This is a genomic window from Cupriavidus sp. BIS7, from assembly GCF_000292345.1.
Classification (GTDB): domain Bacteria; phylum Pseudomonadota; class Gammaproteobacteria; order Burkholderiales; family Burkholderiaceae; genus Cupriavidus.
The window spans coordinates 33,116-47,175 of record NZ_ALOU01000050.1; the positions used below are offsets into that span (position 1 = coordinate 33,116).

General features: G+C 63.7%; 11 protein-coding genes. 2 read left to right on the forward strand and 9 right to left on the reverse strand.

What is annotated here, in order from left to right; all coding sequences use genetic code 11:
- The first annotated feature begins 21 nt into the window (after window positions 1-21).
- Together B552_RS0118455 and B552_RS29380 are read left to right on the forward strand one after the other, a co-directional pair.
- Window positions 22-1,578 carry an MDR family MFS transporter gene (locus B552_RS0118455; RefSeq protein ID WP_019450533.1) on the forward strand — a complete coding sequence of 519 codons (1,557 nt, stop codon included), beginning with the start codon at window positions 22-24 and terminating at the stop codon, window positions 1,576-1,578.
- A gap of 114 nt (window positions 1,579-1,692) precedes the next feature.
- The gene (locus B552_RS29380; RefSeq protein ID WP_019450534.1) at window positions 1,693-3,243 is read left to right on the forward strand and encodes a methyl-accepting chemotaxis protein; all 1,551 of its coding nucleotides are present in this window, start codon (window positions 1,693-1,695) and stop codon (window positions 3,241-3,243) included.
- A gap of 73 nt (window positions 3,244-3,316) precedes the next feature.
- On the opposite strand, the gene B552_RS0118465 is transcribed toward B552_RS29380, so the two are convergent.
- The 9 genes from B552_RS0118465 to B552_RS0118505 all read right to left on the reverse strand — a co-directional run bounded on the left by B552_RS0118465 (window position 3,317) and on the right by B552_RS0118505 (window position 14,060).
- Window positions 3,317-4,444, reverse strand: a complete 1,128-nt coding sequence (locus B552_RS0118465) for a phosphoserine transaminase (RefSeq protein WP_237718274.1) — start codon at window positions 4,442-4,444, stop codon at window positions 3,317-3,319.
- Window positions 4,445-4,457: 13 nt separating this feature from the next.
- Window positions 4,458-5,741, reverse strand: coding sequence for a hypothetical protein (locus tag B552_RS27690; protein WP_202802751.1), 1,284 nt, complete (start codon window positions 5,739-5,741; stop codon window positions 4,458-4,460).
- 374 nt (window positions 5,742-6,115) lie between these two features.
- A complete protein-coding gene (locus B552_RS0118475) occupies window positions 6,116-7,078 on the reverse strand; it encodes an oxygenase MpaB family protein (protein WP_019450537.1) in 963 nt (320 codons plus the stop codon).
- Window positions 7,079-7,126: 48 nt separating this feature from the next.
- Window positions 7,127-8,164 (reverse strand): cytochrome d ubiquinol oxidase subunit II, encoded by a 1,038-nt coding sequence (locus tag B552_RS0118480; RefSeq protein ID WP_019450538.1) that lies wholly within the window; start codon window positions 8,162-8,164, stop codon window positions 7,127-7,129.
- The gene (locus tag B552_RS0118485; RefSeq protein WP_019450539.1) at window positions 8,161-9,540 is read right to left on the reverse strand and encodes a cytochrome ubiquinol oxidase subunit I; all 1,380 of its coding nucleotides are present in this window, start codon (window positions 9,538-9,540) and stop codon (window positions 8,161-8,163) included. The genes B552_RS0118480 and B552_RS0118485 overlap by 4 nt, the downstream gene beginning before the upstream one ends.
- Before the next feature lie 3 nt (window positions 9,541-9,543).
- Complete coding sequence (locus B552_RS0118490) at window positions 9,544-10,176, reverse strand: GbsR/MarR family transcriptional regulator (RefSeq protein ID WP_019450540.1); 633 nt, start codon at window positions 10,174-10,176, stop codon at window positions 9,544-9,546.
- A 187-nt stretch (window positions 10,177-10,363) separates the two neighbouring features.
- Window positions 10,364-11,335: a tripartite tricarboxylate transporter substrate binding protein gene (locus B552_RS0118495; RefSeq protein WP_019450541.1), complete on the reverse strand. Its 972-nt coding sequence runs from the start codon at window positions 11,333-11,335 to the stop codon at window positions 10,364-10,366.
- A 134-nt stretch (window positions 11,336-11,469) separates the two neighbouring features.
- Entirely contained in the window at window positions 11,470-12,633 is a 1,164-nt protein-coding gene (locus B552_RS0118500; RefSeq protein WP_019450542.1) for a mandelate racemase/muconate lactonizing enzyme family protein, read from the reverse strand.
- 65 nt (window positions 12,634-12,698) lie between these two features.
- Window positions 12,699-14,060 carry an MFS transporter gene (locus tag B552_RS0118505; RefSeq protein WP_019450543.1) on the reverse strand — a complete coding sequence of 454 codons (1,362 nt, stop codon included), beginning with the start codon at window positions 14,058-14,060 and terminating at the stop codon, window positions 12,699-12,701.

A 14,060-nucleotide genomic window follows, 5' to 3' on the forward strand; every position in this document is an offset into this window, starting at 1 on the left:
GTCTGCCATGCAGGATCCCCCATGTCCGCTCCGCAAGCGCCAGCCGCATCGCCATCTTCCCCGCAGTCGCCCGCCGGCGTGCCCGTGATGCAGGTCATCTTTGGCCTGATGCTGGCTATCCTGCTTGGCGCGCTCGAGCAGTCGATCGTGGCCGTGGTGCTGCCTGAAATCGCACTGCAGCTCAACGGCTTCGAGGACATGGCGTGGGTGATTTCCGCCTACCTGGTTGCGTCCACCGTGGTCACGCCGATCTACGGCAAGCTGTCCGATGTGCTCGGGCGCCGCTCGGTGCTGACATTCTCGATCGTGCTGTTCCTGCTGGCGTCCATCGCCTGCGCGCTGGCCACCACGATGCCGATGCTGATCGTCGCGCGCATCCTGCAGGGCCTGGGCGGCGGCGGCCTGATTTCCGTATCGCAGGCAACCATCGCCGATGTGGTGCCGCTGCGCGAGCGCGGCCGCTATCAGGGCTATGTGAGCGGCGTCTGGGCCGTGGCCAGCATGGCCGGGCCCGTGATCGGCGGCTACCTTGCACACTTCCTATCCTGGCGCTGGATCTTCTGGATCAACATCCCGCTGTCGCTGGTCGCGCTGGTGGTGGTGCGGCGCGCGCTGCGGCATCTGCCGGTCAGCGGGCGCAAGCACAAGATCGATTACCTTGGCGCGCTGCTGTTTGGCGGCGGCCTGTCGGGCGTGCTGGTGTTCCTGACGCGGATGGGTCAGGGCCGCTCGCCGCTGGAGCCGCAAACGATCGGCCTGCTGGCCGCCGGGCTCGTCGGCCTGGTGCTGTTCGTCTGGCAGGAACGGCGCGCGAGCGATCCGGTGATTCCGCTGAAGATGTTTGGCGTGCCCACCGTGGCCATCTGCTGTATCACGCTGTTCCTGTGCTTCTTCCAGTTGATTGCGATGTCCGTGCTGCTGCCGCTGCGCTTCCAGGTTGTAGGCGGCGCGCAGGCCGACACCGCCGCGCTGCGCCTGGTGCCGCTGACGCTGGCGATCCCGTTCGGCGCCTATATCTCGGGCCGGATGATGTCGTGGAGCGGCCGCTACAAGCCGCTGCAGTTGACCGGCTGCGCGGTGGCACCGCTGGCGATCGTCGGGCTGGCCTTTGTGCCGCCGCATGCCGTGATTCCGGCAGCGCTGGTGATGATCGTGCTTGGGCTGTCTATCGGGCTTCAGCTCCCCAGCGGGCTGGTGGCCACGCAGAATTCCGTGCCGGCGCAGCACGTTGGCATTGCCACCGCGTTGACCTCGTTCTCGCGCATGCTTGGCGGTGCCGTGGGTGTGGCTGTGCTGACAACGGTGCTCATTGTGCTGCTGCGCCATGGCGGCATGGCCGTCAGCGATCTGCGTGGCGGCGAGGATGTGCTGATGAGCATGTTCCGCCGGGCCATGGCGGCCCGGGACCAGGGCGATGCCGCCGCGGTGCGCGCGGCGGCCGACAGCGCGTTCCGGCAACTGTTCCTGATGAGCGCGGGCGTATCGCTGATCGCGCCGTTCCTGGTCATGCGGCTCACGGAGAAGACGCTGCGCGGCAGCCCGGCTGCGGCTGCTTCGGCGGCGGCTGCAGCGGAATAGGCATGTTTCCCGGCGCCGCTCCTGCCGGCGCCGGCTTGCGATTCATCGGGATCGCATAAAGGCGGGCGTAAATGTGCCGATAAAGCACTTATCGATACGTCCAATGCCTTTTATATGAACCTGCTGCCCCGGCGCTTTTCGTCGCGCCTGACAATATCCACGCTGATTCCCGGGCTCCTGTTCACTTGTGCCATCGGCTTCTGTCTATGGGGGCTGTGGCGTACCCAGGCCGATTTCGACGCGCACATCAAGACCGCACAGGCCGTCTCGGATGACTTGTCCGAGATGTATGCACAAGGTTTGCAGCAGGGGCAGGCGCTGCGCAATTTCGTGTTGAATCCCCGTGACACCAAGGCAATAGAGAACCTGGAGTCTGGCCGCAAGCGGTATGCGGAGGCATTTGCCGAGCTGAGCAGGCTGGCCCCGGCCATGGGCATGGAGCGCGAGGTTCAGGCGCTGGGTTCGCTGGCCGCGGCACAGGATGCGGCTGCGACGGCCGTCGTGCAAATGGCCGCGCAGGATGCGGCGCAGGCTGTTCTGTTGCTGAACAAGGAGCAGACCCCCGCCTGGCGGGCTTTGCGCGCCGCCCTGCTGAAACAGCGCGATGCCGCACGGGCATTTGCAAAGGCATCGCATGAGAACGCACAGTTGCGTGCGAATGAAGCGATGGCCGTGGCTGGTGTCCTGGCGCTTGTAGCGGTTACCGCGGGCGTGTTGCTCGGCTGGGCACTGCGGCGCACCGTCCGCCAGCAATTGGGTGGGGACCCTGCAGAAGCGCGCGAGGCCGTGCTCAGGATCGCGCAGGGCGATCCGGTTTCGCCGGTGCCGGCTGCCATGGCGCCGCAAAGCCTGATGGCGGAACTGGCAAGCATGCAGGCGCAGTTGCGCACGATCGTCGGGCAGGTCTGGCAGGCCAGTGAAAGCATCGGGACTGCCAGTGCGGAAGTGGCGAGCGGCAATATTGACCTCTCCTCACGTACGGAGGAGCAGGCCAGTTCGCTGGAGCAGACGGCGGCGTCGATGGAACAAATGACGGCGACGGTCAAGCAGAATGCCGAGAACGCGCGCCATGCCAACAGCCTCGTGATGAACGCAGCCAGCGTCGCGCAACGGGGCGGCGAAGTCGCGTCCCGCGTGGTGCTGACCATGGATGCCATCAGCGCGTCGGCCAGGAAGGTTTCCGACATCATCGGCGTTATCGACGGCATCGCATTTCAGACCAACATTCTTGCGCTGAATGCCGCCGTCGAGGCTGCGCGGGCGGGCGAGCAGGGACGTGGTTTCGCCGTGGTGGCGGGCGAGGTGCGTGGGCTTGCGCAGCGTAGCGCGGCGGCGGCCAAGGAGATCAAGGCCCTGATCGAGGTATCGGCGGGGCAGGTGGAAGCCGGCAGCAGCCTGGTTGACGAGGCCGGCACGACGATGGATGAGGTGGTTTCGGCGGTGAAGCAGGTCACCGGACTGATGAGCGAAATCGCCGCCGCCAGCGACGAGCAGAGCACGGGCATTCAGCAGGTCAACAACGCCGTGGCGCAGATGGACCAGGTCACGCAGCAGAACGCGGCATTGGTGGAAGAGGCTGCCGCAGCGGCGGAATCGATGCAGGAGCGTGCGAGGGATCTGGCAGCGGCCGTCAGCATCTTCAAGCTCGATACTCGCCACGCGTGAAGCTGGCGCAGCAGCGTTGGATTGCGCTGCTGCGCCGCGTAATGCTTGCCGTTTGGCGTTGCTCGCGTCGCGCTCAAGCAGCCCGCAGCGATCGATTGCGCGCTCGGAAATCCTCCATGAATCCAGCCAGCCGCTCTACCGCCGAAAGCTGCAGTCCGTTATAGAGCGAAGCACGAATGCCACCGACGCTGCGGTGGCCACCCAGGCCGGAAAAACCAGCCTCGCCGGCCGACGCCAGAAAGCTTCTTTCAAGATCTTTCGATGGCAGCGTGAAGGCAACGTTCATTTTCGAGCGATCTTCGCGGGCTACGCGCGCCCGGTAGAACCCATCGCTACTATCCAGTGCCTGGTACAGGGCATCCGCCTTTCTGGTGTTGATCCTGTCCATGGCGGCCAGACCGCCAATTTCATCACGCAGCCAGCGCGTGACGAGTAGCACGACGTAGATGGCAAATACCGGGGGCGTGTTGAAAATGGAATCGGCCTCGATCTGCTTGCGATAGTCCAGAAAGCCCGGCATCGTCGTCGGGGCGTCCTTGAGGATTTCATCCTTCAAGACCACGACAGTGACGCCGGAAGGGCCGATGTTCTTCTGCGCGTGCGCGTAGATGACCGAGAACCGGTCGAATTCCCCGGGTGCCGAGAGAAAGTCCGATGACATGTCGCATACGCGCGGCACATCGTCTCGCCCGAGAACGCGGCGGAACTGAAGACCTTCTACCGTTTCGTTCGAGACATAGTGCAGATAGGGGGCGTCGGGCGAAAGGCTCAGTTCCTCGTCCCGCGGCAAGCGGGAGAATCCGGATGATTCGCCGCTCCACACGACACGTACCGGGCCCTCCAGCCTGGCCTCGGGCAACGCCTTGCCACTCCAATAACCGGTATGCACGTATTCGGCTGGCCGTGCGCTACCTGCCATCAGGCTCATCGGCACCATCGAGAACTGCTGTGTTGCCCCGCCTTGCAGGAAAAGAACGTGATAGTTCTCCGGAAGGCCCAGAAGATGGCGGATATTGGACCGCAGTTCGGCCACGACCGACGCAAACCAATCGGACCGATGGCTGATCCCCAGGATCGATAGGCCGACCTCAGGCACCGCGTGGATGGATTCCTGTACCTGATGCAGGACGCTTTCCGGCAGCACACCCGGTCCACCGGAAAAATTGAGCTGGTTGCGTTCGTTGATTGGCATGGTTTTCATGCGTAGCGCTCGGTCAAATTGGTTGAAGCTGAGGGGCGATCAGGCTGGAGAGAAGATCTTCGAAAGCTCTCCTGACTTTCAGCATGTGCACCTGTTTGTACGGGAACAGGTCTTCCGGGTCCATGGCATGGACGACCATCGCGTGGTCCACTTCAAAGATGAGCAATTCACCTTCGCGGCTCACGGCGCAATCGATGCCGATGTAGTCGAGACCGCAGCGCTGAAACACTGCATCGAGCGCAGTCCGGTGGCGGCGCGCGAACTCGCTGAAATCCGCCATGAACTCGGCCTCCTCGGCGCGCTTATGGTCGTCGACATACATGCCCGCGTTGACATAGTGGATCATCCAGTCCGACGACACCGCCATATGGCAGGCGAACGGCTGTCCCGCGATCAGGACGATCCGGTATTTCCGAAAAAGCCCGTCCGTGCCGCTGTAATCGATGAAACGCGACAGATAGAACTCGCCATCTGGCACCGCCACGAGGTATGACGCGATGCCCGCTGCGTCGTCGACCCTGACCAGGTCGCGCCCGGCATGCGACCCCACCGGGCGCAGAATGATCGGGAAGCGGCAATCATTCTGAAGTGCTGTCAAGTCCAGCGCGCCGCGCGCCACCTCCTCCAGGTGTTCCCTTGCGACCTGGTGAGTGAGCGGCATCAGAAGGCCGGGCACATCCTGCAGCAGCTCGCTTGCGGTGTTGCGCTCGACGTTGGGAATGTACTGCGGCAAGTTGATGGCCGGCCTGTCCCAGCCGGCCAGCAACGATTCCAGCCTCTTCAGGATGGGACGGTTCTTTTCGGTATCCGACAGTCCCACCACCAGCACATCATGGGAAGGCAGCTCGGGCGGCAGTGGTGCCTCCGGCGTGACGTAGTACAAGGTGAGATCTACTGCGCCGGATTCGATCAGGCAATCGAGCGGCGTGTTCTCCGCGAGGTCTCCCGGAGCCACCAGCATCAGCACATGGAATCTCGCCGGCTGCAGCGAAGCCGGGAGGTGGAACTGCCGCTGAAGCAGTAGTCCCTGCTCCTGCATGGACACGCCGAGTGAACGCTCGCCAATCGAAAGAAACGCGGTGGCCAGGTTCATCCAAAGCACCGCGTTGTCCTGGTCCTGTGTGGCGTTTGCCAGCAACGCTTGTGCGACCTGGCGCAGATCGCCGTCCCGGACACTCAGTCGCAAGAACGGCGCAAGACCGAGATAGGCAAACGCCGAGCGCTCGATGATCGCCTGGCAGAGCTCGGCCACTTCGGCTTGCTGCGAGTCGCGAGTAGGGGAAGTTGTCAAAGTCATAGCGGAATGCGGTGTGCCAATGTGGTTGACCCGCAATGCCTGCCCTCTACCGTTTGCGCGAAGCGCGGATTCGAGGTGGAGGGGGCGCTCCGATCGCCGTTCCGCAACGTCGGACACCACGCCAACGCCCTGGACGATGCACGCGCTGCGGCTATCCAAGGGGCTCGGGGTGGCTGCCATGGGCGCAACATGCGGATCGTCAGCGCGAGTCACGCCAGCATGATGCGTGACAACGCTCCGCGCTAATGCCTCGATGAGAAGCCAAAAGAATGGTCAATTTGAGGGTGCGGTGGCCACCCCGAGGGAGGTGTTGAATTGCCTGGGGCGCGGATGTGATTCGTTGGCAACACCGTCGCCTGGTCAATGCAGCCGGTTCAGGCCTTGCGTGCCACGCGCCTCCGCGCGCGTGCCGCCAGCCCCGGGCCCAGCGCCCAGCGCAGCGTGGGCGCCAATGCGCGCATGCCGGTCAGCGCCAGAGACCGGCGCAATGACGGCCGGTGCAGGCCAAGCATCTGGCGCGCCCACGGCGGCAGCAGTGCCACGCCCGCATCGGCCATGGTCCGCACGGCGGGAATCAGCAGCGGATTGGCTACCGGCATCGCCATCACCAGCCGCACCACTTCACGCGTGCGGTCGCTGTTGACCAGCAGCGGGCGCTGCGCTTCCAGATAGGCATCGATCTCCGCGCGCGAACGCGGCACGTCCGGCGCGCCCAGCAGCGCCGCGACTTTCGCTTCCTCCTGGAAGTACCGGTCCTGGTCGGCCACGGACAACGGTCCAACATAGCGCAGATAACCCGCCAGGAAGCTGGACACCTCCGCCACGTGCACCCACGTCAGCAAAGCGGGGTCGTCCGCGGCGTAGGGCTGGCCATCTGGCGCGGTGCCCTTGACGAATTCATGGATGCGGCGCACGCGCTCGATCAGCGCCATGGCGTCCGCGTGGCTGCCGTAGGTGGTGCCGGCGATGAATTGCGCAGTGCGTCCAAGCCGGCCTTGCATGTCCGTGCGGAATGTGGAGTGGTCCCAGACGCCCGCCAGCGCGAGCGGATGGAGCGCCTGCAGCAGCAGCGCACTGACACCGCCCGCCAGCATCGACGGGAAGTCGGCATGCACGCGCCAGCAGATCGCGTCAGGACCAAACAGGCCGGGGTCTCCGGCCGGGTTGTCGTAATCGAGCGTCAGCCCCGAGTTGCTGCGCGTCAGCGCGCGGACCTGTGCGCCGGCCTGGCTGCGCAGACGCTGCAGCGGGCCGGTGGCGGGGGTGGCAGGCGTAGCGGGGCTGGCGGGGCCGGCCGGGTTGTTGGGATTGGGCGAGCCAGGATGTGCTGGGGGCATTGCGACCTTGGCGCCTCCCTGACGCCTGAGATTACGCGGTGGATATCTTCAATCGTAGCGCAGGTCCGTGGCCTTGCCCCAGAAGACCCGGTACGCGTAGACCGTGTAGCCGAGGATGGTGGGCAGCACCACCGCCGCGCCGATCAGGATTACCGCCAGCGATTCCGGTGCGCTGGCCGCCTGCCAGATGTCGATGCGATCAACCACCAGGTACGGGAACAGGCTGTAGGCCAGGCCGTTGAAGGCCATCAGGAAGATCACGGCCGTGCCCGCGAACGGCACCCAGCACCAGCGGTCGTTGCCGCGAGCATGCAGGTCGCGCATGCGGCGAAGCAGGCGTTCGATGACCACGAACAGCACCATCGTCAGCAGCGGAATCGGCGCCAGCAGGATGATGTTCGGCAGCGTGAACCATTTGTCGAAGATGCGTTCGCTGACCATCGGCGTGACGATCGAGATCGCCGCTACGCCAAGCGCGGTCAACCACAAGCTGCGTCGCGCCCAGTAGATCGCGCGCAACTGCAGGCTGCCCGTGGTCTTCATGATCAGCCAGCTTGCGCCGAGCAGGCAGTAGCCGGCCACCAGGCACAGGCCAACGGCCACGGCAAAGAGCAGGTTGGGCAGGTCGTAGCGGAAGCCCGTGATGTACAGGCCCAGCATCAGGCCTTGCGAAAAGCTGGCCAGCAGCGAACCCGCGTAGAACGCGAAGTTCCACCACGGCTTGTGCGGGTCACGTGCCTTGACGCGGAAATCGAACGCCACGCCGCGGATGATCAGGCCCGCCAGCATCAGCGCCACGGGCAGGTACAACTGCGTCAGGATCACGCCGTGCGCCATCGGAAACGCGGTCAGCAGCAGGCCCACGCCGAGCACGAGCCATGTTTCGTTGGCATCCCAGAACGGCCCGATCGAGGCGATCATCGTGTCCTTGTCGGCGTCGTCGGCGCGCCGCAATAGCACGCCCACACCGAGGTCATAGCCGTCGAGGATCACGTAGATCAGCATCGACAGGCCCATCAGCGCCAGGAAGACCAGCGGCATCCAGCCGGCCGGCTGGGAAAGATCGTGAATCGTGGCCGGGTTCATTGTGCGCTCCTGATCTGGGCGGGGATAACGGATTGGGGGGCTTCAGCCTCGTCGGCCTTGCCGGTCTTGGGCTTGCCGGCCTTCCGTGCCAGATGGAACACCACCGAGATATATGCGACGATCAGCACCGCGTACAGCGTCAAGTACATCGCCAGCGTGCTGCCGATCATCGTCGCCGGCACCTTGGACGCCGCTTGCGCGGTGGTCAGCACGCCGTAGACGAGGTACGGCTGGCGGCCGATCTCGGTCACATACCAGCCGGCCACCAGCGCGACCCAGCCCGAGAACGTCATGGCCACCAGCAACCGCGCCAACCACGTGGCAGGCGCGCCGCGACGGCGGAGCTGCCACGCGCCAACCCACGACACCGCCAGCATCAGCAGGCCAACGCCCACCATGATGCGGAATGCGAAGAACAGCGGGGCCACGGGCGGATGACGGTCGGCAAACGCATCGATGCCCTTGATCTCGCCATCGGCCTTGTGGGTCAGGTAGATCGACGCCAGCTTGGGAATCGCAATCTCGAAATCGTTCGATTGGGTCGTGGCGTTGGGCAGGCCGAACAGCACGGCGGGCGCGCCCTTTTCGGTCTTCCAGATACCCTCCATCGCGGCGATCTTGGCGGGCTGGTGGTGCAGCGTGTTCAGCCCGTGCAGGTCACCGGCCACGATCTGCAGCGGAATCAGCATGGCAGCCAGCACAACGCCGGTACGCAGCGAATGCATGACCTCGCGGCTGCGGTCGCGGCGCAGCCAGCGGTAGGCGGAGATGCCGGCCAGCAGGAACGCCACGGTCAGGCCAGAGGCCAGCAGCATGTGGACCAGGCGATAGGGGAACGACGGGTTGAAGATCACCTCGATCCAGCTTGTCACATGCGCGCGGCCGTCGATCATCTCGAACCCGGCCGGGGTTTGCATCCACGAGTTCAGCGCCAGGATCCAGAACGCCGACAGCGTGGTGCCGCCAGCCACCAGCAGCGTGGCCACCGTGTGCATGCGGTTGCTGACGCGGCGCATGCCGAACAGCATGATGCCGAGGAACGTGGCTTCCAGGAAGAACGCGGTCAGCACCTCGTAAGCCAGCAGCGGGCCGGCGATATTGCCGACGGTTTCCATATAGCCGGGCCAGTTGGTGCCGAACTGGAAGCTCATCGTGATGCCGCTGACCACGCCCAGCGCGAACGTCAGCGCGAAGATCTTCACCCAGACGCGATAGGCGTCCATCCAGCTTTCGTCGCGGGTCTTGTTATAGCGCAGCTTGAAAAACAGCAGTACCCAGCCCATCGAGATGCTGATGGTGGGAAACAGGATATGGAATGTGATATTCGCGGCGAACTGGATGCGCGCCAGTATCACCGGATCGACACTTGCAAACACGAATTACTCCTTGCGGGAACGGGCAGTCTTTGCGGGGGCTTTGGTGGTTGCCTTGCTTGCGGCCTTGGCAGGCGCCTTGTCGCCACCGAGACCGATGGCGGAGGTCAGGCGGTCCTTGACATCAAGCAGCTTGGTGACGCGCGACCCCAGGCGCATCAGCTTCTCCAGCGTGGCGACGTCGAGCTTCTGCATGTCGCCGAACCACGTGGTGACCAGGAAAATCAGGCCGTACATCTCTTTCATGCGCGCCTGCGCATGGCGGTCTTCGTCCGATTGGGGTGTCTCAAGCTGTACTTCGCGCAACATCGACAACGTCGGGTCGATCTCGCGCCGGCGGCGTTCCTCGGCCAGCGTGCGGAAGATGGCCCAGACGTCGTCCGGGGCAGAGAAGTATTCGCGACGGTCGCCCGGCTGGTGGGATAGCCGCACCAGGTTCCAGGACTCAAGTTCCTTCAGGCCAATGCTGACATTGGACCGCGAGAAACCCAGCGATTCCGCGATTTCGTCGGCGTTGAGCGGGCGCGGCGCGGTGAAGAGGAGGGCGTAAATCTGACCAACCGTCCGGTTGATCCCCCAGCGGCTGCCCATCTCACCGAAGTGGAGGACGAACCGCTGGATCAGGGGCGAGAGTTGCATGTTCGTTTCGAACTTTCAGAATTTTGTGAAAGTTTAGTACGAAACGCTTGATCGTGCTCAAGGAATTTGTGCGGTGCATCGTCGCAGGTTGTCGCATTCCCCGCGGGCTCGGTGCTGCGGCGTGCGAAAGATCGCATTCTTGCTACTCCCATATGAGTACCCGACTTCCGTACCCATCGCGCGACGACTATTGAACCGAAATGTTGTGGTCCTTGATAACTTTTGACCAGACGGTTGTCTCTCGCTTGAGCAAGGTACGCAATGCATTCGCATCGCCGCTCTGCGGTTCCGCTCCCATACCAGCTAGCTTGTCCTTTACTTCGGCGGTTTCCACGGCAGATCGAACTGCGTTCTTCAAGGCAGTAACGACCTCGGGCGGTGTCTTGCCTGTCACGAAAACGCCAAACCAGCCCATGGCCTGAAAATCGGGAACACCGGAGGCCGCTACGGTCGGCAAATCGGGGAGCAGCGCGGTCCGTGACGGGCCAGTGACGGCAATCCCGCGCAGTTGTCCGCTCTTGATGTAAGGAGTCAGGATCGCGACGTTATCAATGCCTGCCTGCAACCGCCCGGCGAGCAGGTCGGGCATCAGCGCGCCGGTTCCCTTGTAGGGCACGTACTGCATGTCGACTCCCGCCTGGCTCTTGATCAGTTCCCAACCAAGGTGCTGCGCAGTGCCTGGCGTCGATCCGGCGTAAGAGATCTTGCCGGGATTGGCCTTCGCATACGCCAGCAGTTCGGGGAGACTCTTCACTGGTAACGAGGGATGCACGACCATCACATACGGAGAGGTTGCGATGATGCCAAGCGGCTCGAGGTCCCTTTCCGGATCCAGCTTCGTTGTCGCGAAGAGCGCCCGGTACGTTGCCAGTTGCGACGATGCCATCAACACGGTGTATCCATCGGCAGGCGCCTTCGCCACGGTTTCGGCAGCAATCAGGCCACTGGCGCCGGTTCGGTTCTCCACCACGACGCTTTGACCTAGCGACTGACTCATCTTGGCCGCAATCAGGCGGGCGATAACATCCGTCGTTCCACCTGCTGGCGTGCCAACGAGCATGCGGACCGGCGCAGCCGGATACTTCGGCTGGGCCGAGACGCCCCCCATGGCCATTGCCATCACAATGGCTGCTGTGTATTGCAATACCAGGCTAGTCATTCGCATGCTGTCTCCTTTGGGTCATGGGTAATTGCTTCCTTTGCAGTCAGCCCGGTCAGTTGGGCTGATTCACGGCCTGCTTGGCCAGTAGTTGCCAGCCCGGTTCATGCAGCCACACTGACAGCCAGAAGGGCTCACGGCTTCCTGGATATCACTGCGTCTTGTGCTGTCCAGCCGGCCACGCGCTCGCTGAGTGACAGCCCTAGGCCGGGGCGAGTTGGAACAATCATGCGGCCGTCGCGTGTCTCCAGCTTCTCGTTGAACAGCGGCTCGAGCCACTCGAAATGCTCGACCCATGGTTCGCGGGAGCAGGCAGCCGCCAGGTGGACGTGCAACTCCATCGCGAAGTGCGGCGCGATCGACAGTCCTGCGTGCTCGGCCAGCCCGGCAATCTTCAGGAAGGGCGTGATCCCGCCCACGCGCGGGCCGTCTGGCATAAGGTAATCGGCGCCGCGCTGGCGGATGAACTCCCAATGTTCCGACACGCTGGTGAGCATCTCACCGGTGGCGATGGGCGTATCGAATTGCGCGGCCAGCGCGGCATGGCCCTCGGCGTCGTAGCAATCGAGTGGCTCCTCGATCCAGACCAGATTGAATGGCTCGAAGGTACGGCACATACGTTGTGCGGTCGGACGGTCCCACTGCTGGTTGGCATCGACCATGAGCGGGAACGTGTCGCCCAGATGCTTGCGCACCGTGGCTACACGATGCACGTCGGTCGCACAATCGGGCTGGCCGACCTTCAGCTTGATGCCGCCGATTCCCTTCTCCCGCGAGATGTCGGTATTGGCTAGCAATTGTTCCAGCGGCGTATGCAGGAACCCGCCCGAGGTGTTGTAGCAGCGCACGGAGTCGCGTTGCGCCCCCAACAGCTTTGCGAGCGAAAGGTTGGCGCGTCTGGCTTTCATATCCCACAGCGCCACGTCGAATGCGCCGATGGCCTGTACGGCCAGGCCGCTGCGTCCAACCGACGCGCCGGCCCAGGCCAGCTTGTCCCACAGGCGCGCGATATCGTTGGGGTCCTCGCCGATCAGCGCCGGGGCGACTTCGCAGGCGTGCGCGAATTGGCCTGGTCCGCCGGCGCGCTTGGAGTAACTGAAGCCGAGTCCGCGGCATCCGTCGACGGTTTCGACCTCGGCGAACAGAATCGCGATCTCGGTCATGGGTTTCTGGCGGCCAGTGAGGACCTTCGCGTCGCTGATCGGACTGGCAAGAGGCAGGAGAACCGAGGTGACGCGAACGCGTTCAATGCGGTCGCCAGTCGGGGTGCGTGCAAGCATCTTGTCGGGGTTGTTCATGATGTGGTGTTCGGTTGGTGGATAGATTCGCAAGAGGTGAGGAAGCGGAAGGGGCCGCCAGGACTTCAGGAAGGCTGGCGCACAGGCGAGGGGGCTGAATGCACTGCGACGTCGGTCGTCGCCGCATCGGAAGGCAACCGTTCCAGGCGGCCCACCACGAACAGGTAGGCAAAGGCGCCGAGCAGAGACAGGCTGCCAACGTAGACCAGGGCGGCTGCAAACGAACCGGTTTCCTTGATCATCCAGCCGATGGCGAGCGGCGTGACGATGCTGGCAAGATTGCCGCAGAAGTTGAAAACTCCGCCGCTGATACCCATGGCGTTCTTCGGCGACACGTCGCCGACGATGCACCAGCCAAGGTTGCCAATGCCCTTGGCGAAGAACGCCACCGACATCACTAGCACCACGATTGCGGTGGACTGCACATAGTTGGCCACGACGATGCAGCTCGATAGCGTCAGACCGACGATGATCGGGACCTTACGGGCCATGGTGAGGCTGTAGCCGCGCTTGAGCATCCAATCCGACCATGCACCGCCGATCAAACCGCCGAGGCAACCCGCCACGGCCGGGATCGAGGCGACCAGACCGACCTTGAGGATCGACATGCCCTTGGCCTCGATGAGATAGGTCGGGAACCATGTCAGGAAGAACCAGGTGATCGACGTCAGGCAGAACTGCCCGATATAGATGCCAGCCATCATGCGGTTTGCAGAGATAGCCGCCACCTGCCGCCAGGAGAAGGGCGCAGGACCGTCGCCCATGGTGGGCAGGCCGCCGCCGTCCGAGATATAGGCGAGTTCGGCCGCGTTGACGCGGGGATGCCGGGAAGGTTCGCGCACGGTGCGCAGCCAGACCAGGCCAAGCAGCACGCCGACGGCGCCCGTAGTGTAGAACACGTAGTGCCATCCCCAGCGGCTGACCGTGAACGTCATCACGGGCGTGAAGACGGCCAGCGCAAAATACTGCGCGAGCTGGAATACCGATGTGGCCAGCCCGCGCTCCTGGCTGGGGAACCACATCACAGTGAGCCGGCTGTTGCACGGAAAGGCGGGCGATTCCGCCACGCCCATCAGGAAGCGCAGCGCAAACAGCACCGCAAACGCCGATCCTGCCAGCAGGTGGACATACCCCTGCAAGTACGTCAGTACCGACCAGGTGATCAGGCTTAGCCCAAGTACCACGCGAGCGCCGAAGCGGTCGAGGATCAGGCCACCAGGAATCTGCATTGCGGTATAGGCCCAGCCGAACGCGGAGAAGGCAATGCCCATCGTCAGGGCATCGAAGCCGAGTTCGCGCCGCATGCTTGGCGCGGCAATGGAGAGCGTCGCCCGGTCCACGTAGTTGAACACTGTGACGATGAAAATCATCGCGAGCATCAACCAGCGGATGCGGGTTCGATCCTTGGATGCTGACGGGGCTGACAT

Excerpts from the sequence above, each read along its gene's own strand:
- B552_RS0118505 (WP_019450543.1), bottom strand. The coding sequence starts at position 14,060 with ATGTCAGCCCCGTCAGCATCCAAGGATCGAACCCGCATCCGCTGGTTG.
- B552_RS0118465 (WP_237718274.1), bottom strand. The coding sequence starts at position 4,444 with ATGAAAACCATGCCAATCAACGAACGCAACCAGCTCAATTTTTCCGGT.
- B552_RS0118480 (WP_019450538.1), bottom strand. The coding sequence starts at position 8,164 with ATGAACCCGGCCACGATTCACGATCTTTCCCAGCCGGCCGGCTGGATG.
- B552_RS0118490 (WP_019450540.1), bottom strand. The coding sequence starts at position 10,176 with ATGCAACTCTCGCCCCTGATCCAGCGGTTCGTCCTCCACTTCGGTGAG.
- B552_RS29380 (WP_019450534.1), top strand. The coding sequence starts at position 1,693 with ATGAACCTGCTGCCCCGGCGCTTTTCGTCGCGCCTGACAATATCCACG.
- B552_RS0118495 (WP_019450541.1), bottom strand. The coding sequence starts at position 11,335 with ATGACTAGCCTGGTATTGCAATACACAGCAGCCATTGTGATGGCAATG.
- B552_RS27690 (WP_202802751.1), bottom strand. The coding sequence starts at position 5,741 with ATGACTTTGACAACTTCCCCTACTCGCGACTCGCAGCAAGCCGAAGTG.
- B552_RS0118475 (WP_019450537.1), bottom strand. The coding sequence starts at position 7,078 with ATGCCCCCAGCACATCCTGGCTCGCCCAATCCCAACAACCCGGCCGGC.
- B552_RS0118500 (WP_019450542.1), bottom strand. The coding sequence starts at position 12,633 with ATGAACAACCCCGACAAGATGCTTGCACGCACCCCGACTGGCGACCGC.
- B552_RS0118455 (WP_019450533.1), top strand. The coding sequence starts at position 22 with ATGTCCGCTCCGCAAGCGCCAGCCGCATCGCCATCTTCCCCGCAGTCG.